Annotated in this window: 20 protein-coding genes, 1 tRNA gene and 1 CRISPR repeat array; of the genes, 15 read left to right on the top strand and 6 right to left on the bottom strand. The window is 58.4% G+C overall.

From position 1 onward, the window contains the following. Positions 1–29: 29 nt before the first annotated feature. Positions 30–1085, bottom strand: a complete 1056-nt coding sequence (locus tag J2129_RS01360) for an alpha/beta hydrolase (RefSeq protein ID WP_209628892.1) — start codon at positions 1083–1085, stop codon at positions 30–32. Positions 1086–1403: 318 nt separating this feature from the next. Then, positions 1404–1757 (bottom strand): DUF5518 domain-containing protein, encoded by a 354-nt coding sequence (locus J2129_RS01365; protein WP_209628894.1) that lies wholly within the window; start codon positions 1755–1757, stop codon positions 1404–1406. A gap of 200 nt (positions 1758–1957) precedes the next feature. Between J2129_RS01365 and J2129_RS01370 the strand changes: the two genes are divergently transcribed. Then, positions 1958–2488, top strand: a complete 531-nt coding sequence (locus J2129_RS01370; RefSeq protein WP_209628896.1) for an LURP-one-related family protein — start codon at positions 1958–1960, stop codon at positions 2486–2488. Between the two features lie 15 nt (positions 2489–2503). Here J2129_RS01370 and J2129_RS01375 read toward each other — a convergent pair whose 3' ends face one another. Next, positions 2504–2797: a hypothetical protein gene (locus tag J2129_RS01375; RefSeq protein WP_209628898.1), complete on the bottom strand. Its 294-nt coding sequence runs from the start codon at positions 2795–2797 to the stop codon at positions 2504–2506. A 965-nt stretch (positions 2798–3762) separates the two neighbouring features. Here J2129_RS01375 and J2129_RS01380 point away from each other — a divergent pair. The 12 genes from J2129_RS01380 to J2129_RS01435 all read left to right on the top strand — a co-directional run bounded on the left by J2129_RS01380 (position 3763) and on the right by J2129_RS01435 (position 19387). Beyond that, a complete protein-coding gene (locus J2129_RS01380) occupies positions 3763–4551 on the top strand; it encodes a hypothetical protein (RefSeq protein WP_209628900.1) in 789 nt (262 codons plus the stop codon). A 79-nt stretch (positions 4552–4630) separates the two neighbouring features. After that, on the top strand, positions 4631–4882 hold the full coding sequence (locus J2129_RS01385; protein ID WP_209628902.1) for a DUF4405 domain-containing protein: 252 nt from the start codon (positions 4631–4633) through the stop codon (positions 4880–4882). 5 nt (positions 4883–4887) lie between these two features. After that, on the top strand, positions 4888–5205 hold the full coding sequence (locus tag J2129_RS01390) for a hypothetical protein (protein WP_209628904.1): 318 nt from the start codon (positions 4888–4890) through the stop codon (positions 5203–5205). A 97-nt stretch (positions 5206–5302) separates the two neighbouring features. Then, on the top strand, positions 5303–6334 hold the full coding sequence (gene cas1c / locus J2129_RS01395; protein ID WP_209628906.1) for a type I-C CRISPR-associated endonuclease Cas1c: 1032 nt from the start codon (positions 5303–5305) through the stop codon (positions 6332–6334). A gap of 10 nt (positions 6335–6344) precedes the next feature. Next, positions 6345–6635: a CRISPR-associated endonuclease Cas2 gene (cas2, locus tag J2129_RS01400; RefSeq protein WP_245320537.1), complete on the top strand. Its 291-nt coding sequence runs from the start codon at positions 6345–6347 to the stop codon at positions 6633–6635. A 296-nt stretch (positions 6636–6931) separates the two neighbouring features. Beyond that, positions 6932–11683: a CRISPR direct-repeat array (repeat unit 32 nt; unit sequence GTCGCACCCTTCACGGGTGCGTGGATTGAAAT). 107 nt (positions 11684–11790) lie between these two features. Continuing rightward, entirely contained in the window at positions 11791–13974 is a 2184-nt protein-coding gene (cas3, locus tag J2129_RS01405) for a CRISPR-associated helicase Cas3' (RefSeq protein WP_209628908.1), read from the top strand. Between the two features lie 13 nt (positions 13975–13987). Further along, positions 13988–14647 carry a type I-C CRISPR-associated protein Cas5c gene (cas5c, locus tag J2129_RS01410; RefSeq protein WP_209628910.1) on the top strand — a complete coding sequence of 220 codons (660 nt, stop codon included), beginning with the start codon at positions 13988–13990 and terminating at the stop codon, positions 14645–14647. Further along, positions 14644–16554 (top strand): type I-C CRISPR-associated protein Cas8c/Csd1, encoded by a 1911-nt coding sequence (cas8c, locus tag J2129_RS01415; protein ID WP_209628912.1) that lies wholly within the window; start codon positions 14644–14646, stop codon positions 16552–16554. Before cas5c ends, cas8c begins: the two co-directional genes overlap by 4 nt. 3 nt (positions 16555–16557) lie before the next feature. Further along, complete coding sequence (gene cas7c, locus J2129_RS01420) at positions 16558–17409, top strand: type I-C CRISPR-associated protein Cas7/Csd2 (RefSeq protein ID WP_209628914.1); 852 nt, start codon at positions 16558–16560, stop codon at positions 17407–17409. Continuing rightward, complete coding sequence (gene cas4 / locus J2129_RS01425) at positions 17406–18092, top strand: CRISPR-associated protein Cas4 (RefSeq protein ID WP_209628915.1); 687 nt, start codon at positions 17406–17408, stop codon at positions 18090–18092. Before cas7c ends, cas4 begins: the two co-directional genes overlap by 4 nt. A 661-nt stretch (positions 18093–18753) precedes the next feature. Beyond that, a complete protein-coding gene (locus J2129_RS01430) occupies positions 18754–19086 on the top strand; it encodes a hypothetical protein (protein WP_209628917.1) in 333 nt (110 codons plus the stop codon). An 85-nt stretch (positions 19087–19171) separates the two neighbouring features. Beyond that, a complete protein-coding gene (locus J2129_RS01435) occupies positions 19172–19387 on the top strand; it encodes a hypothetical protein (protein WP_209628919.1) in 216 nt (71 codons plus the stop codon). Between the two features lie 352 nt (positions 19388–19739). On the opposite strand, the gene J2129_RS01440 is transcribed toward J2129_RS01435, so the two are convergent. Further along, positions 19740–19812: transfer RNA gene (locus J2129_RS01440), tRNA-Ile, on the bottom strand. A gap of 135 nt (positions 19813–19947) precedes the next feature. Here J2129_RS01440 and iorA point away from each other — a divergent pair. Continuing rightward, a complete protein-coding gene (gene iorA, locus J2129_RS01445) occupies positions 19948–21723 on the top strand; it encodes an indolepyruvate ferredoxin oxidoreductase subunit alpha (protein ID WP_209628921.1) in 1776 nt (591 codons plus the stop codon). Then, positions 21720–22304, top strand: a complete 585-nt coding sequence (locus J2129_RS01450; protein WP_209628923.1) for an indolepyruvate oxidoreductase subunit beta — start codon at positions 21720–21722, stop codon at positions 22302–22304. Before iorA ends, J2129_RS01450 begins: the two co-directional genes overlap by 4 nt. Positions 22305–22691: 387 nt before the next feature. Here the strand turns inward: J2129_RS01450 and J2129_RS01455 are convergent, their stop codons facing one another. Then, complete coding sequence (locus J2129_RS01455; protein ID WP_209628925.1) at positions 22692–23228, bottom strand: hypothetical protein; 537 nt, start codon at positions 23226–23228, stop codon at positions 22692–22694. Between the two features lie 2 nt (positions 23229–23230). Beyond that, a complete protein-coding gene (locus tag J2129_RS01460; protein ID WP_209628927.1) occupies positions 23231–24496 on the bottom strand; it encodes a tRNA (N(6)-L-threonylcarbamoyladenosine(37)-C(2))-methylthiotransferase in 1266 nt (421 codons plus the stop codon). Positions 24497–24514: the final 18 nt, after the last annotated feature.

Genomic DNA, 24514 nt, shown 5'->3' on the forward strand with positions numbered 1-24514 from the left:
GGGATCATCGTCGCCGCCCCCTGTTCCGTTCACAGGTTTAAGCCCAGGGCGGAGTCCATGTGGGCCATCATCTTTTTCACCGGTTTCGAGACCCGCAGGTGCCGGGTGAAAAAGCGATCCAGTTCTGCAAGAAAGTGCTGAGACTCAGGCGAAGCAAGTTCGTGCAGGTAGTCGCCATGGGACGCCCCTTCGTACACCAGAATGTCGGCCGGCGTGCCCGCCTGGCGGAGTTTGATGTGGGTGCGAACGGTGTTGCTCAGGAACAGGTCGCGCGTTCCCGTCGCCAGCAGCGTGGGCGGGAACCCGTCGAAGGTGCCGTAGATGGGTGAGATCCGCGGGTCTTTCAGGCTGCGACCACCCGCATACAGCCGTAATGCGCCTTCGATCAGGCCGTTGTAAAAAGGGATGTTGCGGTCCACGCCCTGGTTGGTGAAGATGGTGTCGCCGGTCCCGCTCAGGTCGGACCCTGGTGTGCCGACGAAGAGCGCACCCGGCACCTCGACGCCCTGTTCGATGAGGTGCTGGACCGCGGAGAGGGTGAGGCCGCCGCCCGCCGAACTGCCGCCCATGGCCATGGACCGTGCTGGCCGCCCGGTTCGCAGGTGCCGGTACACGGCCACCACGTCGTCGACGGCAGCGGGATAGGGATGCCTGGGTGCCATGCGGTAGTCGATGGACAGTGCCCGCATCCTGGTCCCGAGGGCGATGGCGAGGGCTTCTGCAACGCATGCCTCTCCGCCTGCGAAGATGTAGGCGCCGCCGTGGACATGGACGAAGAGGTGTCCTTCGTGCTCGGGGTCGATCTCGTCAGGGGTCACGTGGTAGACCGTGACCCCTGCGATCTCGTCGCGCTCGACCGAGGCCGCGGACTGGTCGATAGCCGCCCTGACCTCTCTTGCCATGGCCTGGTCGCTCGCCGCGATGAGCGCCAGCCACCCGGCTTCGCTGTCAGGGACTTCCCTCAGCCACCTCATACGCTGGAGGATGCGCTCCGGAGTGCCGGCGATCGCGTCGCGCAACACGTCGCTCGCGCCGTCGGGCGGCGGCACGGTCCGGGGACCGACGGTTTCCTGCAGTTGTTGCATTTTCATTTCCCCCCTTTCGAAATTTCACCCTGCTTCAATGGATGGATAGATGCCATCTCATTCAAGCGGACGGGAGATGGGGGCGACGCTATAAAAATGTTCCAGACCGGGGCCAGAGACATGGCGGCAATCGTGATGTGCGTCAGGCGGTGTTCTTCTTCTGTGTCCATTCGTTGTTCTATAGGCGAGTCTTCAGAGGTTTTAAGAAAAAGTGAACAGGGGTATCTTTCTTTCATCACTTCACCGCCCCCCTCTCCAGGTCGCCCCTGCATCAGATCTCTGTCGTCGGCGGTCGGAGATTTATGCCAGTTGGGTCCATCACTTCGTCAGCGACCCCCCGATAAGCCCGCCCACATAGCCGAAGAGGCCGAAGAGCGGGAAGAGGGCGACGACGATGAAGAGCGTCGAGCCGAGGAACCCGAGGTAACTGATGTCGGCCGGGGCGGTCTCGATGCCATACACGAAGATGGCGGCCGCCAGCACCACGGCGTTCAGGAGGCCGAGATAGACGCCTGCTTTCCCCCCGTTCTTTGCGCCGCCCCGCACGATCAAGCCGGTCACGATCCCGCCAATGAAGGCGCCGCCGATGGTGACGAGGTAATTGACGATGAGCGCCACCACCAGTCCCACGATCACGCCGATCCAGAACTGCCGTGAATCTGATCCATTCATGGTATCCGTCCTCCTGGCCATGGGCACCCGGGAGGGTCGGCAGGCAACTGCGTCTCCGGGTGCGTGGTGGGCAGGAGATATTTCTGGATCTATATAAAATGGCAGGGGCCGGTGCCTGGTCTCCGGGAAAAAGTATTATATCGATCTCCGGGTATTGCCTCCGGGCCGCGGACCGGCGAGGGTCCGGGGGAGTCAGGAGTATGTTACGACGAAGAGGAGGCGCCGCCCTGCGGGGCCGAGAGGAAGGGGCACACCGGTACAGGATGCGGGAGAAGATCGTCGCCTTCGGGGACGACTACTGGATCGAGGACGATACCGGAGAGAAGGCCTTCAAGGTGGACGGGAAGATGCTGCGCATCCGCAATACGCTGGTCATCCAGGACAGCGGGGGGCGGGACCTCTACAAAATCCAGGAGCGGATGCTCCGTATCAAGGACACGATGGAGATCGAGCGGGGCGACGGCGGGACGGCGGCGACGATCAAGAAGGCGCTGATCGCCCCGCTCCGTGACCGGTGGACGGTGAAGGTCCCCGAGGGGGAGGACTGGAGTGTGCAGGGAAACATCCTGGACCACGAGTACCGGATCGATGCCGGGCGGGAGCGGGTCGCGGAGGTCTCGAAGAAGTGGTTCAGGATCCGGGACACCTACGGCGTGGAGATCGCACCCGGCCATGACGCTGCACTCGTCCTGGCGGTCACGGCGGCGATCGACCAGATGGCGCACGACTGAGCGGGCGGCCGTCCTCTACCAGTATTTCCAGAGGGCGACGAGCGCGAGAGCGAGGGCAGTGGCAAGGAAAAGAGCGGCATAGATCCATTGTGCGGTGAGGATGCAGTAGATGGCGAGGAGCGTGACGAGGACGGTGGCGGGGATGAGGAATTTTTTCAACATAGGCCTGATGCTCCATCGCCAGAGGGCGACGAGGACGACACCGAGGGCGATGAAGAAGACGGTAATCATCCACTGTCCGGTGATCATGCCGTACAGGGCGACGAGCGCGGCGAGGGCGACGACGGGGATGAAAAATTTGTTCAGCATGGGTCTGGTGCTCCGTTGGTGTGAAGAGATGATTTTGAGAATGGGAGATCTGGAATCTCTCTTTGACTCAGAGAGAGTGTGGGATCTGCGGGCTAATATATTGTCCGGATCATGAATGGGCCGCAGGTCCGGGATCCTCGTAAGGGGGTTTTGTAGAATCCCTCACCTATTCTTGGCGTGAGCGCGACTCACCCGCCTTCTCCCATCATCTCGCCGGGGGCGAGTGCCCCCGGACCCTCCAGGACGACGATGAGACAGGGAAGGCACGACGGACGACTGCGACGAGAGTGCTGCTGTCTTCGGTCGATCGTGCGGCGGGGGAACGGGGGGTGCACCCCCCGTCACCGAGAGGAACCAGAGAGATGTACCATGAAAATGATCCTGACGATTATCTTTCCTGGTTTTTATGAGAATTTGAACCAGCCCGATCTCGTTGGAGATGATATGCAGATAGATGAGAGGGACGCCTTCAGGATGTTGGCATTCTGCCTTCCTCCTCCTTTCGCCATCGCGATGATCGGGTGTGCCACCCTCATCGTCGAATTTTTCCTGTCATCTCGCGCCGGGGGGTGCCCCCCCTCCCCTGGACCCCCTACGGTGAGGAGAGGCGGGGGTGGCAGGAGAGTGGTGGTCCCGCGTGGTGTCCTGCGCGAAAGGAGGAGCACGGATCCACACACTCCGGAGACCCACGATCTTGTTCATCACGTATGTGTGAACCAGGGGTTCATGCCTGATTCTACAGAACCAGTCAGGGAGAGTTTTCGGGGACTTCTTTTCCGAAACTTTTGTGGCCTGGTCCCATTTCCCGAAAGAGTTTTGGAGACCCTTGATTATCGCCAAACATTAGAGTTTGTACGCACTATGCCCCTGACCTGTGCGCATCATGTCTGGGGCAAGGACGGTCTTTCCCTGGCATATAGACTGCGATGGAGAGGGGCCGTACCGTCGATGAGGGTTGATACGCGATGAAAAAAGGATTGTTTCTTCTGTGTGCCGCGCTGGTGCTCTGCCAGTGCGTCTCTGCTCATATGCCGGGGGCTTCCCCGGCACCTGAGGTGGACCTCGGGCCGATTGTCGTCTCTGAGGACGGGGAACTGGTCGAGATCACGATCGATGATGTCGGGGCCTATCATGGGGCGCTGGAAGGCCAGAGTCCTGATGTCTGTATCTGTTGCGGGTGTACCTACCGGGCGCTTCTCAGCGGGATCCAGGAGGTCTGGGGCGACGAAGTTCCTGAACGCTCTGACATCGGCCTGGAGTGTTGGCTTGTCTCGAAGGGATCGGTCCACGCGGCATGGTACGTCACCGGGACCGGGCCGGGCATGGACCCGGCGTACCGGGGAGAGGTGGAATTTATCGGGGTCGACGGGGTGCCGATCGCCAACCTGACCAAGTCTGCGATCCAGAAGAACTCGAAGGCACGGACGCCAGAGAGTTACCGGTTCGAGATCACCCAACGCTCCACCGGCGAGACGGTCGAACGTACGATCTCAGAAGAGGTCTTCCCTGAGGGGTTTGCCGAGATGAGAAAGAAGGTGAAGTTCGAGAAGACTGCAACGCCTGATGAGATCACGCAGTTCGTCGCAGACTACTCGGCCACCAGGGACACAGTCCTGGAGAGTCCTGACTATGTGCTCTTCAACGAAGTCGAAGAACCGCCCGAAGAGGCTCCTGACGTGGTGGGCGGCGGGATCTTTCTTCTGCTCCTCGGCGGTCTCGGTGTCGGGCTGATCGCGGTGCATAGGAAAGAGTGATGGGGCCTGGAGAGGGGATCCAGGGATGGTCTCCATATTTTTTTAGAACCATGCCCGATGTCAGGATTTATGGATGATGATGGAACGACGAGATTTTCTCTATTATATCGATCTGGGGATGGTGATCACCTTTCTCCTCTGCGCCTTCACCGGCTTTCTCAAGTGGCCCGGGTTGCTGGGGGCGTTGGGGTGGGGGTATCACTTGCTTGGCTCCCTGACCCTGGTCCATGACTGGTCAGGGGTGGTGTTCTGCGTGCTTGCCCTGGTGCATGTGGGGATGCACTGGCGGTGGCTTGCGGCAATGACACGGAAGAGACTGCATATGAGGTGAGGGAGTTGGAGGGAAAGACCGGTCTATCCTGGGTGCAGGTGATCGTGCTCCTCGGTCTGGTCATGGGTTTTGCCGGGTGCGTGGATGACGGTAGCCCTCCAGGTGCCGGAGACGACCTGGAGGCGGCGCCGCAGGAGGAAGAAGAGCCATGCGACGACCGCGACGTGCTGGAGGGCGAGGGGTCGGGTGAAGATGAGGAAGACCCGTCCTCTCTTGCCGGCACCTGTCCGTTCGGGAACCACTGTTCAGGGTCGCCGGGGTGCTCGTTGTGGACTGATCTGAATGAGGACGGGTGGTGCGACCTTGGGGTGGTAGAAGAGTAGGGGGGGTCGGGCAGGTCATGGAGGATCTTCAATACTCTGATTATTTTAGAATAGTTTATATTTGCACAGATAAATAACCCTCTGTGACCATTTATTCATGAGAAAGTTGCTCAACACCTTATATGTCACCTCTCCAGAATCCTATCTTCTCAGAGATGGCGAAAATGTCATCGTTAAGGTCAGTGGCGAAGAGAAGTTCCGTATTCCTATTCACAATCTCGAAGGGATCGTGTGTTTTGGGTACATGGGCGCCAGCCCTCAGTTGATGCGGTTGTGTACCGACAATAATGTCGGTCTCTCTTTTTTGACTCCGTCGGGAAGGTTTCTGGCGCGGGTGCAGGGGCGAGTGCGGGGGAATGTCCTGTTGCGACGGACACAGTATCGCACGGCGGACGACCAGGAAGCCTCCCTGGATATTGCCAGGGATTTAATCATCGGGAAGGTGGTGAACTGTCGAACGGTCCTTGGGAGGAGTCTCCGCGATCATGCAGATGTCGTCAGGGGTGACCGGATCAGGTCGGCGGATGCGATGCTGATCGAGAACCTGCTGGGGGTTGACGACTGTGCCAGCGCAGACACTCTCAGGGGTATCGAGGGGAACTGCGCAAAGTTCTATTTCGGCGTCCTTGATGAACTGATCCTCAAGCAGAAGGATGATTTTTTCATCTCTGAACGGAACCGGCGCCCACCTCTCGACAACATGAATGCCCTGCTATCGTTCCTGTACACCCTGCTTGCCCATGACGTCGAGTCCGCCCTGGAGACGGTGGGGCTTGATCCCTATGTGGGGTTCTTCCATACTGACCGGCCTGGAAGGCCGAGTCTGGCACTGGATCTGATGGAAGAACTCCGGCCGTTCCTGGGGGACCGTCTGGCCCTGAACCTGGTGAATTTGAAGCAGGTGAGGGGGAACGATTTTCTCAAGAAGGAGAATGGGGCGGTGATCATGACGGAGAATGGAAAGAAAAAGGTTCTCGCGGCCTGGCAGAAGAGGAAAGTGGACTCGATTACTCATCCCTACCTGAATGAGAAGGTACAGGTGGGGCTGGTCCCGTATGTACAGGCGATGCTTCTTGCCCGTTTCTTGCGGGGAGATATCGATGGGTATCCACCGTTCTTCATGAATTGAGGTGTTGTGCATGATGGTATTGGTCACGTATGATGTGAGTACAGAATCTGCCGAGGGAAAGAAAAGACTGCGGAGGGTGGCAAAGGAGTGTGTGAACTATGGGCAGAGGGTCCAAAATTCAGTCTTCGAGTGTCTTGTGGACCCCGCTCAGTTTGCACAACTGAAACATTCTTTATGTAGTATCATCGACGAGGAGAAGGACAGTCTCAGGTTTTATTACCTGGGAAAGAACTGGAAGCGTCGGGTTGAGCACTTTGGTGCAAAGGAGGGGTACGACCCAGAAGGATTATTAATCACCTGATCGCGGCGAACCTGGAGCGACCATCTTTTTTCCGGGAGCTTCGCAGGGAAAATGGAGAACTGAAATATACTGTTTGTGGTGGCGAGGAGGCTATATTATTTTTGAGTTGCATCTAATTTTTGGGGGGCGGGTCTGCGCAATGGTTTGGAGAATAGATATTTTGGGCGATGAATAATATTGTCCTGCGTTATTTTGACGAAAACAATATTTGATATCAGGTTGAGAGAGTTGTGATTGGCTTAGATCTCTGTCTCATCTTTGGAAAAATGATGAAGGAGGGGTTTGGGTAATCTGCAGTCGCACCCTTCACGGGTGCGTGGATTGAAATAACGGAGGTGTTGGCACTCGCGGCGGAGCTGGCGGTCGCACCCTTCACGGGTGCGTGGATTGAAATCCCAGACCGCGAAAACGGCGCAGAAATCCGAGGTCGCACCCTTCACGGGTGCGTGGATTGAAATCGCATGAATTTCTCAGGATCGCTGTAATCCCCGTGTCGCACCCTTCACGGGTGCGTGGATTGAAATCGGGCGAACCTTCAGGACCTACAGTTCCTGGAGTCGTCGCACCCTTCACGGGTGCGTGGATTGAAATTCAAAAAACGACCCGATCACTCGCACCTGGAAGGGTCGCACCCTTCACGGGTGCGTGGATTGAAATTGGCGCGGCATCAGGACGTAGAGCGCACCAAGGAGTCGCACCCTTCACGGGTGCGTGGATTGAAATCTCTCAGACTGGGTTGAGTGGAAGAAGACGTGGTCGCACCCTTCACGGGTGCGTGGATTGAAATAGGAGCATGTCGGAGAAGTACATGTCTTGCGATGTCGCACCCTTCACGGGTGCGTGGATTGAAATTGCCGCGAAAGGTCCAAACCAGTGTGTGTCAGGGTCGCACCCTTCACGGGTGCGTGGATTGAAATTGTGATTGGGCGCTGCGCGGCAGTCCGCGCCGGGGTCGCACCCTTCACGGGTGCGTGGATTGAAATTGTGATTGGGCGCTGCGCGGCAGTCCGCGCCGGGGTCGCACCCTTCACGGGTGCGTGGATTGAAATGAGCCTGTTTCGTTTCCGCCGCCGCCAGGATCCCCAGTCGCACCCTTCACGGGTGCGTGGATTGAAATTATGGAGGTTATGACTGGAAGATCGGGTCACAGGTCGCACCCTTCACGGGTGCGTGGATTGAAATTCGCGATCACCCGGGCGTGGTCGGCAGAGAGCCCATGTCGCACCCTTCACGGGTGCGTGGATTGAAATCGCCGACGACCACGCCTTCGCAAGGGCAGAGTGTCGCACCCTTCACGGGTGCGTGGATTGAAATGAGATCCGGCAGATCACCCAACTCGAAAAAGATCGTCGCACCCTTCACGGGTGCGTGGATTGAAATCTCTGTTCTGTAGCCGAGAATGGTCCGGCGGAACTGTCGCACCCTTCACGGGTGCGTGGATTGAAATGGTTCGGCGGCCCAGTAGTCCATCGACCAAAACGGTCGCACCCTTCACGGGTGCGTGGATTGAAATCAGCGACCCTTGATCGCGTCGTCGGTCCGACATCGTCGCACCCTTCACGGGTGCGTGGATTGAAATGCTTTCAGGCGCCGGGCGCCAGTAGGGCATGCGCCGTCGCACCCTTCACGGGTGCGTGGATTGAAATCAGGATTCAGCCTCTGCACACCAGGCGTCCCTGGAGTCGCACCCTTCACGGGTGCGTGGATTGAAATTCAAAAAACGACCCGATCACTCGCACCTGGAAGGTCGCACCCTTCACGGGTGCGTGGATTGAAATACCTCGACCTCGTCATCGGCCTTCGTCCCCTGAGGTCGCACCCTTCACGGGTGCGTGGATTGAAATACGCTCGGCACGAACCGGGGAAAACTCGGAGCAGGGTCGCACCCTTCACGGGTGCGTGGATTGAAATTTTTTCACCCTCCGCACCGGGGAACGTTCCTACCGTCGCACCCTTCACGGGTGCGTGGATTGAAATGTATATCCCTGCTCAATCAATTTCTCGGCGAGATTGTCGCACCCTTCACGGGTGCGTGGATTGAAATCCAGTGGATCGCGAACCACCCCTCATAGGTGCCGCGTCGCACCCTTCACGGGTGCGTGGATTGAAATAGGCCGTCAGTCTCCTGATCGCGGCGGCGAGGTCGTCGCACCCTTCACGGGTGCGTGGATTGAAATTGGCCCCTCCGACAATACTCCTGGAGCAAAATACGTCGCACCCTTCACGGGTGCGTGGATTGAAATTGAATATTTCAGAAAAGTATATATATCGTATCGGTGGTCGCACCCTTCACGGGTGCGTGGATTGAAATGGCGATCTGCTTGTTGATGTTGTCCAGGGACGCCGTCGCACCCTTCACGGGTGCGTGGATTGAAATTGGAACTGGGTGGAGAAGATCGGCGCGGGCTTGAGTCGCACCCTTCACGGGTGCGTGGATTGAAATCGCTCGTCGAAGTCCTTCGCCTGCGTCCCGTTGACCGTCGCACCCTTCACGGGTGCGTGGATTGAAATGCACAGAGCCAGAGTTGGGACGAAACGACATGATGTCGCACCCTTCACGGGTGCGTGGATTGAAATCGGGTTGCGGTCGGGTGACGAATCCTCCCAATATGGTCGCACCCTTCACGGGTGCGTGGATTGAAATTGGTCAACAATCGGGATTCTGGGATTGCTCTGCTCGTCGCACCCTTCACGGGTGCGTGGATTGAAATTACATGGACGCGAACCTCTACGACGTCTGGAAAAGTCGCACCCTTCACGGGTGCGTGGATTGAAATGGGTTCTACTGGCTGACCGCCCTGTTCGGAGTCGTCGCACCCTTCACGGGTGCGTGGATTGAAATACTTCGGCCGGCGACTTGACGCCGCCGTGCTCTTGTCGCACCCTTCACGGGTGCGTGGATTGAAATGGTGTAGGGATCGGGTTCGGAGACTCCATCTGCAGGGTCGCACCCTTCACGGGTGCGTGGATTGAAATTGTGGGGCTAGGATATCCGAAGGGGAACAACAAGTCGCACCCTTCACGGGTGCGTGGATTGAAATCGAACGGATCTATCCGCGCCTCGACGCCGTGCCGCGTCGCACCCTTCACGGGTGCGTGGATTGAAATCCGCTTGAGCCCGGCTCCTGCTCCATGAAAATCGGCACGTCGCACCCTTCACGGGTGCGTGGATTGAAATGTCGACGCCCGCGACCTCGACGACGCGGCGAAACTGTCGCACCCTTCACGGGTGCGTGGATTGAAATATTTTAGCCCTATACTCTGCCGTATCCGCTCCAAAGTCGCACCCTTCACGGGTGCGTGGATTGAAATTCTGATCTGGATCTTGGATCAAGTACCCAGATCGTCGCACCCTTCACGGGTGCGTGGATTGAAATTCCAACAGCGGCAACACAGATCTCTCGACCTACGGTGTCGCACCCTTCACGGGTGCGTGGATTGAAATCTGGTCGGGCCCGAATCCGAACGCAGGCGGGCGGTCGCACCCTTCACGGGTGCGTGGATTGAAATTGAGAATAGGGGCGGCCCCACTTTGAGACACCCGAATGTCGCACCCTTCACGGGTGCGTGGATTGAAATTCCCGCTCAGCAGGCGCCTGGAAAGAATTCAACTGTCGCACCCTTCACGGGTGCGTGGATTGAAATATGAACCAACTCAACAACGAATCTCTGGACACCAAAGTCGCACCCTTCACGGGTGCGTGGATTGAAATGACGAGATACCGAACCGCAGCCTCGGGGGAGACGCGTCGCACCCTTCACGGGTGCGTGGATTGAAATCATCCTCGCCGAAGTCGGCAGCCGACCACTCCCCCGTCGCACCCTTCACGGGTGCGTGGATTGAAATCGCAGTTTGCCGAGGCCCTCACCGCCCTCGCCCCGTCGCACCCTTCACGGGTGCGTGGATTGAAATAACCACCGCAACCCGAGAGCAGAGCAGGTGATCCGGGAGTCGCACCCTTCACGGGTGCGTGGATTGAAATCAGTATCTGATCCAGCGCCACCTCGCCGAGCGCGTCGCACCCTTCACGGGTGCGTGGATTGAAATGTTTCCGCAGGGCCGCCGCGCCGGGAGAACCTGGTCGCACCCTTCACGGGTGCGTGGATTGAAATTCCCCCTCCTGCCTGCCGCTGGAGGAGCCGGGGGGCGTCGCACCCTTCACGGGTGCGTGGATTGAAATCCGGATCGGGGGGGCCGCGTAATGCGTCGGGGTGTCGCACCCTTCACGGGTGCGTGGATTGAAATGGGGCGGTGAGCTACTCGACGCGGGTCGCAGGGAGTCGCACCCTTCACGGGTGCGTGGATTGAAATAAAGGGTAGCTATGTCGGGATGCGGGGCACTGTGGAGTCGCACCCTTCACGGGTGCGTGGATTGAAATTCGCGAGGGTGACGAGCCCGGGATCCCAGGTCAGAGGTCGCACCCTTCACGGGTGCGTGGATTGAAATCTCGCGCCCCGTATCGCGAGGAGGAGGAAAATCCCGTCGCACCCTTCACGGGTGCGTGGATTGAAATCAGGGCACCCGCGTCGAGGTCGTCGGGGATCTGCGTCGCACCCTTCACGGGTGCGTGGATTGAAATACCAATGAAGAAGAAAGTCCAAAGAGGGATCGCGTCGCACCCTTCACGGGTGCGTGGATTGAAATCCTCCGCCGCCGGGATCCCCAGATCTCCCTCCTGCGTCGCACCCTTCACGGGTGCGTGGATTGAAATCAAAACCGGACCGTCGTATCGACGAGGAACTGTCCTGGTCGCACCCTTCACGGGTGCGTGGATTGAAATGGCTCCGATCATCTTTTCCAGTTCTTCGGGAGTGTCGCACCCTTCACGGGTGCGTGGATTGAAATTCGAACGGATGACGCGCCCCGTCCAGCGCGCCGCGTCGCACCCTTCACGGGTGCGTGGATTGAAATAGATCGACGGAGTTGATCGACGCGAGAGGGGAGCCGCGTCGCACCCTTCACGGGTGTGTGGATTGAAATATAGGAGACCCGGACGGGTGGCTTGTATTAGGTGGTCGCACCCTCTATAGTCTCTTCTATTTTCATCCCCCTTGCAGAGGTCAGGACCTTAATTCTAGCGATGCACCTCCTCTCAGGGATCAAATTAGAAAATATTATGGTAATGTATATTCGATGTAAGATTCGTGCCCGATATGGCGTATTATGCTCACACTACAAAAAATCCAGATAAATCCGACTGGCAACCCCTCAAAGCCCATCTGATACACGTTGCAGACCTCGCGTCGGGCTTCGCACAGAATTTCGGTGCCGGGGAGTTTGCATATGCCGGAGGTCTGCTGCACGACCTCGGAAAATATTCACCTGAATTTCAGAGACGCCTGGAAGGTGCCCCCGTCGGTGTCGACCATTCCACCGCCGGCGCACTGGAGGCACGGTCCCGCTACCATCCTGCCTACAGCCGGATCCTGGAATATATTGTCACCGGTCATCATGGGGGACTTCTCAATTATGGGAGCCCCGAGAGCGGACTGGAAGAGCGGCTTCAGAAATCATATGTCCCGGATTACTCGGCCTATAGTGAGGAAATCTCAGTCCCCGACCTGCATGGGGCCCGCATCGCCGCGCAGCCTCTCCAGAACACCGTTGGGTTCACGTTCTCATTCTACACCCGCATGCTCTATTCGTGCCTGGTCGACGCCGACTCCCTGGATACCGAAGCATTCACCAGCCCTGAAAAGTCCGCGCTGAGAGGCCACTACGACCCGTTCGACCTCCTCTCCAAAAAATTCGAGGACCACATGGATGAGGTGCAGGCAGGTGCCGAGGAGAGCGGGATCAACCGGTATCGACACTCGATCCTGGAGCAATGCAGAAAAAAAGCGACTCTTCCACCGGGGATGTTTACTCTGACCGTCCCCACCGGCGGAGGGAAGACCCTCTCGTCCATGGCATTTGCCCTGGACCACCTGAAACAGCACGGCCTGCAGAGGATCTTCTATATCATCCCGTACACCAGCATCATTGAGCAGAATGCCAGGGTGTTCAGAGATATCTTTGGTGGCCGGAACGTGCTGGAACATCACAGCAACTTCGATCCCTCGAAGGTCCTGCCCGAAGAGGACGCTTCGACAGAGGAGACACTCAGGCTCTCGTCAGAGAACTGGGACATGCCCATTGTGGTCACCACCAATGTCCAGTTCTTTGAGTCGCTCTTCTCCAGCAGACGGTCCAGGTGCAGAAAACTGCACAACCTGACAAAGAGTGTGATCATCCTTGACGAGGCCCAGATGCTCCCGACAGAGTATCTGAAACCCTGCCTTGCGACACTCGCTGAACTCGTCAGGAATTATGGTTCGACGGTCGTCATCTGCACGGCGACCCAGCCGAAACTCGGCGACCTGCTGGACGAAACCCTCAGCCCGATTGAGATCACCGATTCGCCGGAAGAATTGTATGAGGCCTTCAGGCGGGTGCGGGTGCACGACCTCGGTGAGATGGACGACGTCGCCCTCGTAGACCGACTGCGGGCGCACCCTCAGGTGCTGTGCATCGTCAACACTAGGAACCACGCGAAGAACCTCTACGACTCCCTCAAAGGGTCGGGGGCGTGCTACCACCTCAGCGCCAGGATGTGCCCGGCGCACCGGAGTGCGGTCCTGGCCGAGATCAAAGTGCAGCTGGAAGCAGGTGTTGAGTGCCGCGTCATCTCGACCCAACTCATCGAGGCCGGGGTGGACATCGACTTCCCGGTGGTCTACCGGGCGATGACCGGCATCGATTCCATCGCCCAGGCGTCGGGCAGGTGCAACCGTGAGGGGAGGCTGGAGTCAGGTGAGGTCTATCTCTTCATGTCCACCGAACCCCATGGCCGGGCGACCGGCTGGCAGCGACGGGTCGCCGAGATTGGGGAGATGATCCTCGATACCACCGATGACCCGCTCTCTCTCCCTGAAGTGGCGGAGTACTTCCAGAGGCTCTATTTCTATGAAGGAGACGACGGGCTTGACCGGAAAAAGATCCTCTCATGCCTTGAAGACGGGGGGAGAAGGCTTGAGTTTCCGTTTGAAGACGTCGACGCCGCATTCAGGATCATCGAGAGCGGTACAAAAGAGGTCATCGTTCCCTATGATGAGAATGCAAGATCGCTGATACAGGAACTCAAGAGTACCCATTCTCCATGGGAAGTCGCCCGAAGACTTCAGCCCTATACGGTCAGCGTCTATGCCAATGAGTTCAGAGATCTAGAGGACGCGGATGCCCTGGAGTCTGTTGGCGGTCGGTTTTTCGTACTGAAAGATACTGCGAGTTACTCTGAGGAAACAGGACTATTATATCGCAAATTTTATGGATATGATGGCTCACTATTGATGACTTAGGGAGGTGATTGGTATGGGATTTGGAATTTGTTTAAAAGTCTGGGGAGACTATGCCTGCTTCACGCGCCCTGAGATGAAGGTCGAGCGGGTGAGTTATGACGTGATGACGCCTTCGGCGGCACGAGGTGTCCTTGAGGCGATCTACTGGAAACCTGCGATCTGCTGGAAGATCGACAGGATCCATGTCATAAACCCGTTCAAGTACGACAACATCCGCAGGAATGAAATTCTCGGAAAGATCCCTGCAACAAAAGTGAAGTCCGCCCTCAAGGGCAAGGACGTCACGCTTTCTCAGGACCCGAATGAGAACCGTGTCCAGCGGGCCTCTCTTCTGCTCCGTGATGTCTGTTACTGCATTGAGGCGCACTTCGAACTGACCGAAAAAGCGGGGTCTGAGGACACGCCTGAGAAGCACTACAATATTGCGCTCAGGCGGATGAGACGAGGACAGTGTTTCCACCATCCATATCTTGGGTGTCGCGAATTTCCCGCTCAGTTCGAACTTGTCGAAGGAGAAGTGCCTTCTTCAAGTCATCAAGGGGAGAGGGATCTTGGGTTCATGCTCTATGACCTCGATTTTGCCGACGATATGCGGCCGGTCTTCTTCAGAGCCAGGATGGTCGACGGCGTCATCGATGTCAGGGAATGTATAGGTGCAGGAGGGGTCTCGTGATCATTCAGGCCCTCTGCCGGTATTATGATATCTTAGATCAGGACGAGAGCGTGAAGATTGCCAGACCTGGGTACAGCCAGGCAAATGTCTCGTTCGCCCTCGTCCTCTCTGATGACGGTGAGGTGACGCATATCGTCGACCTCAGGAGCGATGATAAGAAGCCGAGGCCGCAGGAGATGGATGTACCCCTCCACTCCCCTCGCGCCAACGGCATAGTCCCATATTGCACATGTGACAATGCGAAGTATGTCTTTGGCGTCGAGAAACTGAAGGTCAAAGAGTTTGAGAAGAAGATCGCAAAGAAGGCTAAAAAAGGCGGTCCGCAGGAGGCTTCGGTTCTTGAGAAGAATGACAAAGAGGTTGTCCTGGTCTCTCCGCGTTCCAGGGAGTGCTTTGAGGCCTTCAAGATCCTTCATCATCAGGTGTTCGACGGCGTGGATGACGCTGGTGTCAGGAGTTTCCTGAAGTTCCTGGACCGGTGGAACCCTGCATCGTTCCTCAACCACCCAAAGGTCCTCCAGTACAAGGACGAGATCCTTGATGGCGGGAACTTCGTCTTCGAGTGCAGAGGAAACTACCTGCACAGGAACGGCGCGGTTCGGCATGCCTGGGAGGATTATTTCTCGGATGAGGCTGACGGCGCCCAGGTTGTTGCTCAGAGTCTGGTGAGCGGGCAGGACGAACCGATCGCCAGACTGCATCAGAAGATCAAGGGGGTGGTCGGTGCTCAGAAGGCGGGGGCCTCGCTGGTCAGTTTCAATGACGACGCCTTCAAGTCATATGGGAAAGACCAGAGTTACAACGCCCCGGTCGGCGAGACCTCGATGTTCAAATACACGACGGCGCTGAACCATCTTCTTGCGCATCGGGAGAACCGGATAGGTATCGCCGATACGACGACGGTCTTCTGGGCAGAGACAGAGGACCGGACCTGTGAAGACCTGGCACGCTTCCTGATGAACCCCCGCGAGGAGGAGGCCGATCCCGCCGACGATGCACCTGAAGACGGTGCGAAGGTTCGGGATAAAAAAACACGCAAACTGGTCGAAGACGTTCTCAAGAAAGTGAGGGCTGGCCAGAAGATCAATCAGGCAGATATCCATACCGACCCGGAGACGAACTTCTACATCCTTGGGCTCTCCCCCAACAATGCGAGACTTGCGGTGCGGTTCTGGTATATGGACAGTTTTGGAAATTTTGTTGCAAGGGTTGGCCGTCACCACCTGGATATGGAGATCGTCAGAAGTGATTTCAGCCCGAAATATGTCTCGATCTCCCGGTTGTTGAAAGCGACCCTCCCGAAGGGGTCGAAAGATCAAAAATCGAACTCAAATGTTCCAAAGGTCTCGCCACTTCTCGGCGGTCTGGTCATGAATGCGGTCCTGAAAAACCAGCCCTATCCGATCCAGATGTACAGTGCGGTCCTGGATCGCGTGAAGGTGGGGCGGTCGATCGATTCGGTTCAGGCCGGGTTTATCAAGGCATATCTGCTGAGACTGAGCCGGGCCGGTGGAACGAAATTAAAGGAGGATTTGATTACTGTGAGTTTGAATGAAGAGAGTCCTGATGTGCCGTATCGTCTTGGAAGGCTGTTTGCAGTCCTTGAGAAGGCACAGAATGATACGAACAGAGAGATGAAGAGCACCATCAACAGCAAGTACTTCAGCAGTGCGTCGTCGACGCCTGCCGTGGTATTCCCGGTCCTGCTCAAACTTGCACAGCACCACATCGCCAAGTCTGAGTGGGGGTTCAAGTCGAGCCAGTCTATTGAAGAGATCCTGTCGGGAGTTGACGAGTTCCCTGCATATCTGAACCTTGAAGAGCAGGGAATGTTCATGCTCGGTTATTATCATCAGCGCAAGGCATTTTTCCAGAAGAAAGAGGAGACTCCGGTTGAGGGGGCGTAAATTATGAGTGAGGTTATCAAGAATCGGTATGAGTTTGTACTGCTGTTCGATGTCGAGAACGGGAACCCGAACGGCGATCCCGACATGGGCAATATGCCGCGGATCGACCCGCAGACCGGACACGGCATCGTGACTGATGTCTGTCTCAAGAGGAAGATCAGGGATTATGTGGACCTTGTCAGGGACGGCGTTCCAGGGTATGAGATCTATGTCAGGTCAGGCGCCGTCCTCAATGACCAGCACAAGAGGGCCTATGACTATCTCGGGATGGAACCCTCCAAGAATAAACCCACTGACTCGAAACTGACCGAGTTCATGTGCGAGAATTTCTTTGACATCAGGACATTCGGTGCCGTGATGACGACTGAAGTGAACTGCGGGCAGGTGCGGGGGCCGGTGCAGATCAACTTTGCCAGGAGCATGGACCCGGTCTTCCAGCAGGAGGTGACGGTCACCAGGTGTGCGGTCACCAATGAGAAAGATGCAGAAAAGGGCCAGACGATGGGCAAGAAGCAGATGGTGCCCTATGCGCTGTACCGTGCCGAGGGCTACATCTCTGCTCACCTGGCCCAGAAGACGACCCGGTTTAACGAAGACGACCTGGACCTGCTCTGGGACAGTCTGGTCAATATGTTCGAGCACGACCACTCGGCGGCGCGTGGGAAGATGTCTGCACGCAAACTGATCGTCTTCAAGCACAAGAACGCGCTCGGGTGCTGTCAGTCTCACCTCCTCTTTGATGGGGTGAAGGTGGAGCGTCTCTCCGGTGATCTCCCGCCGCGCTCGTTCGGCGATTACCGCGTCACCGTCTCCGACGACGTCCCTGACGGCGTTGAGTTGATCGAAAAATTATGATCCAGAAAAGATATGCCGACGACGAGTTGCTTTCGTTGTCAGGCATACAGCACTTCTCTTTTTGTAAACGGCAATGGGCCCTGATTCATATCGAACGCCAGTGGGAGGACAATCTGCGGACGACGGAAGGCCACTTCTTGCATGAACGGGTGGACGACCCCTATTTTACGGAGAGCCGGGGCGATGTCGTGATCTCGCGGGCGTTTCCCCTGGTGTCGTATGCGCTCGGGTTCTACGGGGTGGCAGACGTGATCGAGTACACGCGGTCGAAAGAGGGTATCGCGCTGCCCGGTCACGAGGGCCTCTGGACGATACGCCCGATCGAATACAAGAGGGGCAGGCCGAAGGTCGACGAACGCGACGAGGTCCAACTCTGCGCCCAGGCGATGTGCCTCGAAGAGATGTTCGGTGTTGAGATCAGGTCAGCCGATTTTTATTACCATGAGATTCGGAGACGGGTGCCCCTCGACCTGACCGATGCATTGCGGAACCATGTCTGTGCTCTCTCTGAAGAGATGCACGACCTGTTCAGGAAGGAGAAAACCCCTGCCGCTGAAAAATCGCGGGCCTGCAGACTCTGCTCTCTTGTCGATCTCTGCGTCCCGAAGTTGACGACAAAACGTCGTTCTGTCAGGAGATATGTCAGGAACCATGTGAGAGACGCGTGCGAGGGCGATCTCTGATAGGGATTCTCTGGGGCTGGATTTCGGGAGGAATTTGGTAGAATTTCTCCAGATATCCTTCTCAAATCAGGGCGATATTCTCGCGTCTCTTCCGCCCTTCTCGTGGCCGTGCCGGGTGGCCGGGACGTTTGGTATTACTTCTGGTCATACGGGCCGTCAGAGGGCCTGGTGAGGGGTGGTTTCCTTGCGGTGCTGGGGGAATAAAGGACGTTATGAGCGGATCGGAAACAGGGGTCGATATGGCCCGGGATCAGGGGGGTGGTTCATGAAACGGGGGGTGAAATGGCGGGATCTGGGGGTGGGTCCTGGTCATGTTCCGCGGGGTTTTTGCATCATCGAAGGTGCGGACTATCGGCATGATGGAGGCGATATTGAATGATGAATCCGGAAATATCTAGAAAAAACGAGTTTATTATTGTTTTGCCATTATTTTGAGGGCTTATTTGTTCTCTGCAATGGATTCGGCAGGTGCTTTCCGTTCGGATTCTGTAAGACAAGGGCCCATGAACGCACGCCTTCACCGCGGTGCCGGCGGGAGTTTGGATGGAGTGGGGTCGATCTTCGTGTCCAGGTTCACCGCCTTCACCCAGGAATGTTGCCTCCCCTCATGCCGTAAGATGATTTGGATACCCATAAATCCTCATGAACAGATCTCCCTCCCATGCAAATTCCAGACCAGTGGGTGGGGGCGTTGGTGGTCGGACTCATCATACTGGTATTGGGGCAGTTGGTGCTGTCATGCCGGGCATACTATCAATACAAAGATGATGTTCGGAATCAGATCGATGGAAAGATCGGGAACATCGCCACCTCTCTAGAGAACCTGAACGCCAAAATTGAGAACTGCACCATCCGGATCGAGAACATCTATGCACGGCTGGAATCCTTTGAAAACAAATACGACCGGGCCGACAAAGAACTCTGGAACAGAGCGGACCAGATCGAGCGAAGACTTCAGGATAAGAACTCACAGCTGAAGGAAGAATTATATTAACATTGCAGACAACGTCTGACCTGTTGATGAAGGCCGGCCTCGCCGGTTCGGAAGACATATACAAAAAACGAAGAGGGGATGACTGATGCCGTTGACGCCTGCACAATTTGAAAGGATGGAGTACCTCCTTGGCAAGGCTCAACATACTTCGTTAGCTCCAAATGAACAAGATGAATTACGGCGTTATGTTGTCGTCGAGCAACCAGGGGCAGAGGACGTTACGTTTGAAACCGTCGTGACGCTGGGTCTGATCATCGTCGGGGCATATTTGCTATACAAATATCTTGAGTCCGCAGCCTGAAAATGTCGCGCTGATTCACAGAACTTTTTTCATGCAGCATGACCGGGACGTGCTTCTGGTCCAGTGCTCCTTCCTATTTTTCACACCCCTCTGCACAGCCACGACGATTCTCGGAAGCGAACATGAAGTGGGTGGTGCCGCCCCCGCCTATCTTTGTCGTGAGGGCCTGGGGGCAACACCCCGGGCGCAAGAAGGCGGTGAAATTCTTCTGATGGGGGCATGGGTTCATCCAGATGAAGGAAGCGCCACCGATGACCAACCTCCCGGTTATCAGCCGGGTGCACCACCAGGAACAGCACTTCTGATACTTACGCGTAATAATCAGAGAAACAACAAAAACAAGGAAAAGCAATGGGCCCGGTGCGACTCGAACGCACGACCTCCCGGTTATCAGCCGGGTGCACCACCGACTATGCTACGGGCCCTCTTCAGTGCCTGTTAGTGCCTGTAAATGTTGTACGAATATTGATTTAAAGGTTACGCCTTTTTTCGCCTCATGCCCCCCCATCATGAGGGATCATTAAAAAGGAGTCGGGACTACATACCATGGGACGCAGAATATGGTGAAACGATACCTCCTTGGGAACGAAGCCATCGCCCATGCCTGCATCGAGGCCGGCATCGACTTCGCGAGTGGCTATCCCGGAACCCCGTCGTCCGAGGTGGTCGACACACTCAGGGCGCAGAAGGAGCGGGAGTTCTACATCGAATGGTCGGTGAACGAGAAAGTGGCCTTCGAGAACGCCCTCGCCGCATCCTGGTGCGGGCTCCGGTCGATGGTGACCATGAAGCACGTGGGCCTCAACGTCGCCGCCGACCCCCTGATGACCAGCGCCTACACCGGGGCGAAGGGCGGGTTCGTCGTCCTCTCGGCCGACGACCCCTACGCCCACTCCTCGCAGAACGAGCAGGACACCCGGCGCTACGCTCACTTCGCAAAGATCCCCTGCATGGTCCCCGCGAGCGTGCAGGAGGCGCACGACATGATGAAGGACGCCTTCGCCCTCTCCGAAGAGGTGGGCCTGCCGGTCCTCTTCAGGCCGACGACCAGGATCTGCCACTCCAAGGGCGACGTCGATCTGGCTGAAGTGAGCCAGGAACACCGCACCGGCGCTTTCGAGAAGGACCCGGCACAGTACGTCGTGGTCCCGGCGCACACCAGGATGCTCCACAAACGGCTCAACGAGAAGCAGCCTGTCGTCAGGAAGGCCGTCCTTGACCTCGGCTACAACACTACCGAAGTCCGCGGCACGACTGCGGTCGTGGCCTGTGGGATCGCCGCCTCCTATGTGCAGGAGGTGCTCCCGGCCGACGTCTCCTTCATGAAGATTGGGTGCTTCCCGGTCGACCCGGCCTGGATGGAAGAGTTTGTCCAGGCGCACGAGACCGTGCTGGTCATCGAGGAAGGCGCACCGGTCGTCGAAGAACGGCTCCGCCAGCTCTCCTGCGGCGTGAAGGTCTTTGGACAGATGGACGGGACCGTCCCGAAAGAGGGCGAGTTCTCCCCGGCTCTCGTTGCTGACGCAATGGTGCAGGCCGGGATTCTCCAGGCTTCACCCTTCCAGGCTCCCGCCGCCCCGGCCCCAGACCTCCCGCCCCGGCCCCCGATCCTCTGCGCCGGGTGCCCGCACCGTTCGGTCTTTTATGCGATCAAGCGGGCCTTCCCTGACGGCATCTACCCTTCAGACATCGGGTGCTACACCCTCGGCCTCCAACTCGGCACCGTGGACACCACCATCTGCATGGGCGCCTCGGTCACCGTCGGGAGCGGGATCGCCCACTCTGGTGAAGAACGGCCGGTCGTCGCCACCATCGGCGACTCGACCTTCCTCCACACCGGGGTTCAGGGGCTCCTCAACGCCGTATACAACAATGCCGAGATGACCCTCGTCATCCTGGACAACCGGATCACGGCGATGACCGGCCACCAGCCAAACCCCTGCACCGGTGAGACAGCGATGGGCGCAGCGAGTGTCCCGGTCTCCCTCGAAGCCCTCTGCCGGGCCTGCGGGGTGCAGTTCGTCGAGACCGTCGACCCCTACGACTTCACCGCCACCCTCCAGGCACTCAAGGAGGCGAAGGCGCGGCCAGGCGTCAAGGTGCTCATCGCCAAACAGGCCTGCGTCATCACCGCGAGACGGGCGAAGATCAGGCGGTGGCGCTACGTCGTCGACCCTGAGGTCTGCACCGCGTGCGGCGCCTGCCTCAGGTTCGGGTGCCCGGCCCTCGGGCGCGACGAGAATGACAGGGCCGTGATCAATGAACTCTGCAACGGCTGCGGGGTCTGCGCCGACCTCTGCCCCACCGGCGCCATCGGAAAGGAGGGACGGAAATGAGCAGTTTTGACGTATTGATCGTGGGCATCGGCGGGCAGGGCACCATCCTTGCCTCGAACATCATCGGCGAGGCCTGCCTCATCGAGGAGACCCCGATCAAGGGCGTGGAGACCCACGGCATGGCCCAGCGCGGCGGATCGGTGGAGAGTCATGTCAGGATCGGGGGGGAGTACGGTCCTCTCATCGTGCCAGGCGGCGCCGATCTGATGATCGCCCTCGACCTCCTGGAGGCGGTCAGGTACCGCCACTATCTCAAGAAGGGGGCGCGGGTCATCGCCAATGACCACACCGTCGTCCCGACCTCGGTGCACATGCAGCACCTGGAGATGCCGGGCCGTGACGCCCTCATCGCCGACCTTGCCGACTTCGACCTCACCCTGGTCGACGCCGCAGGCCTTGCGGCAGAGGCCGGCAACCTCATCGTCCAGAACGTCGTGATGCTCGGCGCCGCGGCGCCCTCCTTCCCGCTCAAACCCGAGAGCCTGGAAGAGGCGGTGCGGCGCTCGGTCCCGCCAAAGACCCTCGACCTCAATCTCAAGGCCTTTGCCCTGGGGCGCGAGGCCGGACTGAAGAAGGACTGAGCAGGGGATCTTTCCCCCTCAGGTTTTGTGAAGAATGAACGCGTGGAGCGGAGCGGCCGTCTTCGATCTCTTGTCTCTCTTTCTGGTGTCGCCGCGGGGGTGAGGAGAGGAGTGGACGGTACACCGCCGGAGAGAGAGAAGAGGGCTCGCCGGATCCGCCTCATCGCCGCCCCCGCCTATCTTCTGTCCATGGGAGGTCCGGGGGTGCGACCCCCGGCGCGAGACGGCATGAAAAATTCTGCAAAGTGAGGGCGGCACATCTGATCAACGTACCTTCCCACATTTTCACACCGGGGGCGAGAGCTCCCTGGAACCCCATTATCCGAGAACAGATCCGGCCGCCCCGTCGCCGAAAAAATACCATGGGCCGCCAGCCCCACAAAAAAATTATTTCGATTTCGCTTCTTCCTTCAGGAACGCGAGGGTCTTTCCCAGCGCCTCGACCGTCTCCTCATCACCGCGGAGATATTCCTGGAGGGCGCGGTAGAGCATGAGCATCAGGTCATAGCCATAGATCTCCACCGCCTCGGCAGGGTCGAGAGGGCAGAAATACGAGTCGACCGTCTGGCCGTCGGCGCTGTACATCAGTTCGGCAAACTCGCCCTTCTCGGTGAGGACGCAGTACTGGTCGGCCACCTGCTTGCTCGCATCGTCAGGACGGTACGGCATCGGATCGGTCTTGCCAAGCACGATCATCTTCTCCCGGTAATACTGGGGCTTGAAGATCTCGCCCTGTGAGTCCTGCCGCCCGGCCTGGAGGAGACTGACCCCGATCTCGCCGATGAGGGGCGCCGCCATCTCGCCCATCCGCACGAGCAGATCGGCCTCCCGCCCGGCAAGGTCGCCGGCAAGGTGTACCTTCTCCTCCTGTACTGCATTGATCCGGTTGATAAGGGCCGCAAGCCCTGCTTCGATCTCGTCCATGCCTAATGCTCCGTTGATAGTGAGTTTGACCTATCACTATATGTAGACCCTTCGTTCAGCCTTCCGGTCAGGTACACCGTCCGGTTCCCGGTCACCTCCACCTCGACCCATGTCCCCGGGGTGAGGTCGCCCTGGACCACGATCTCGCGGTAGGCCTGGTCACGGGCCACCACCGAGCCCGGGCGCTTCTGCCCGACCACCACCGCCCGCACGACCCGGCCCAGCACCTCCTCGTTCTTCTCTGAAAAGATCCGCTTGACCGCCGCGTCCAGGCGGCGGGACCGGGCCTTCACCACCCGGCCAGGGACCTGCTTCATCTCGGCCGCCGGCGTCCCGGGCCGCACCGAGTAGCGCGTGATATTCACCTTGTCTGGCCTGACCCGCTCCACCATCGCCAGGGTCTCCTCGAAGTCCTCCTCGGTCTCGGACGGGTAGCCGACGATGAGGTCGGTGCAGATCCGCACCCCAGGCACCCGGGCGCGGAAGGCGGCGACGACCTCCTCGAACTCCCCGGCCGTATAGCCCCGGCGCATCGCCGCAAGCACCCGGTCACACCCGGACTGGACCGGGAGATGGACAAACGAGAAGACCTTCTCGTGCTGGCACGCCTCTGCGAGGGAATCGAGCGAGTCCAGCACCGTCGCCGGGTTCATCATCCCCAGGCGCAGCCTGAACTCGCCGGGCACCGCGGTCATCGCCCGCACCAGGTCGGGGAGGCGCCCCTCCCCGGTGTCCAGTCCCCAGGCGCTCACGTCCTGGGCCGTGACCTGTACCTCCACGACCCCCGCGGCCGCCAGGGCCGCCAGGTCCTTGCAGACCAGACCAGCCGACCGGCTCTTCAGCCTCCCGCGCGCGGCGCGGGTGATACAGTAGGCGCACCTGCCCCGGCACCCTGACGAGACCTGGAGGATCCCGACCGTCTTCCCGGTCTGCGCACACGCGGCAGGAGCGCGTCGGTCGATCTCGTCAGGAAGGAGGAGGTGGGCATGCGGCGCCGCGGCCAGGACCTTCTCCCCCATGACCACCGGCATGCACCCGGTGACCACCAGGTCCTGGTCTGCATATGCTCCTATCTGCCTGAGCATATGCCGCTCGGTCCGGCCGATGACGATGCAGGTGTTGACGACGACCAGGTCCGCCGCCCCTGGACTGTCGACGATCGCGCACCCCTGCTCCTCCAGAACCCTTGCAAGCCTCTCGGAATCGGCCTGGTTGTAGGTGCAGCCATAGGTCTCGATGTACACCCGCCTGTTCCTGAACTGGTCCATCCCTATACACTCTGTCTC

Origin of the sequence: Methanofollis sp. W23 (genome assembly GCF_017875325.1) — an archaeon.
Classification (GTDB): Archaea; Halobacteriota; Methanomicrobia; order Methanomicrobiales; family Methanofollaceae; genus Methanofollis.

Excerpts from the sequence above, each read along its gene's own strand:
- J2129_RS01380 (WP_209628900.1), top strand. The coding sequence starts at position 3,763 with ATGAAAAAAGGATTGTTTCTTCTGTGTGCCGCGCTGGTGCTCTGCCAG.
- J2129_RS01435 (WP_209628919.1), top strand. The coding sequence starts at position 19,172 with ATGCCGTTGACGCCTGCACAATTTGAAAGGATGGAGTACCTCCTTGGC.
- J2129_RS01370 (WP_209628896.1), top strand. The coding sequence starts at position 1,958 with ATGTTACGACGAAGAGGAGGCGCCGCCCTGCGGGGCCGAGAGGAAGGG.
- cas3 (WP_209628908.1), top strand. The coding sequence starts at position 11,791 with ATGGCGTATTATGCTCACACTACAAAAAATCCAGATAAATCCGACTGG.
- J2129_RS01455 (WP_209628925.1), bottom strand. The coding sequence starts at position 23,228 with ATGGACGAGATCGAAGCAGGGCTTGCGGCCCTTATCAACCGGATCAAT.
- J2129_RS01365 (WP_209628894.1), bottom strand. The coding sequence starts at position 1,757 with ATGAATGGATCAGATTCACGGCAGTTCTGGATCGGCGTGATCGTGGGA.
- cas1c (WP_209628906.1), top strand. The coding sequence starts at position 5,303 with ATGAGAAAGTTGCTCAACACCTTATATGTCACCTCTCCAGAATCCTAT.
- J2129_RS01360 (WP_209628892.1), bottom strand. The coding sequence starts at position 1,085 with ATGCAACAACTGCAGGAAACCGTCGGTCCCCGGACCGTGCCGCCGCCC.
- cas2 (WP_245320537.1), top strand. The coding sequence starts at position 6,345 with ATGATGGTATTGGTCACGTATGATGTGAGTACAGAATCTGCCGAGGGA.
- cas7c (WP_209628914.1), top strand. The coding sequence starts at position 16,558 with ATGAGTGAGGTTATCAAGAATCGGTATGAGTTTGTACTGCTGTTCGAT.
- J2129_RS01375 (WP_209628898.1), bottom strand. The coding sequence starts at position 2,797 with ATGCTGAACAAATTTTTCATCCCCGTCGTCGCCCTCGCCGCGCTCGTC.
- J2129_RS01385 (WP_209628902.1), top strand. The coding sequence starts at position 4,631 with ATGGAACGACGAGATTTTCTCTATTATATCGATCTGGGGATGGTGATC.
- J2129_RS01430 (WP_209628917.1), top strand. The coding sequence starts at position 18,754 with ATGCAAATTCCAGACCAGTGGGTGGGGGCGTTGGTGGTCGGACTCATC.
- cas4 (WP_209628915.1), top strand. The coding sequence starts at position 17,406 with ATGATCCAGAAAAGATATGCCGACGACGAGTTGCTTTCGTTGTCAGGC.
- J2129_RS01450 (WP_209628923.1), top strand. The coding sequence starts at position 21,720 with ATGAGCAGTTTTGACGTATTGATCGTGGGCATCGGCGGGCAGGGCACC.
- iorA (WP_209628921.1), top strand. The coding sequence starts at position 19,948 with ATGGTGAAACGATACCTCCTTGGGAACGAAGCCATCGCCCATGCCTGC.
- J2129_RS01460 (WP_209628927.1), bottom strand. The coding sequence starts at position 24,496 with ATGGACCAGTTCAGGAACAGGCGGGTGTACATCGAGACCTATGGCTGC.
- cas5c (WP_209628910.1), top strand. The coding sequence starts at position 13,988 with ATGGGATTTGGAATTTGTTTAAAAGTCTGGGGAGACTATGCCTGCTTC.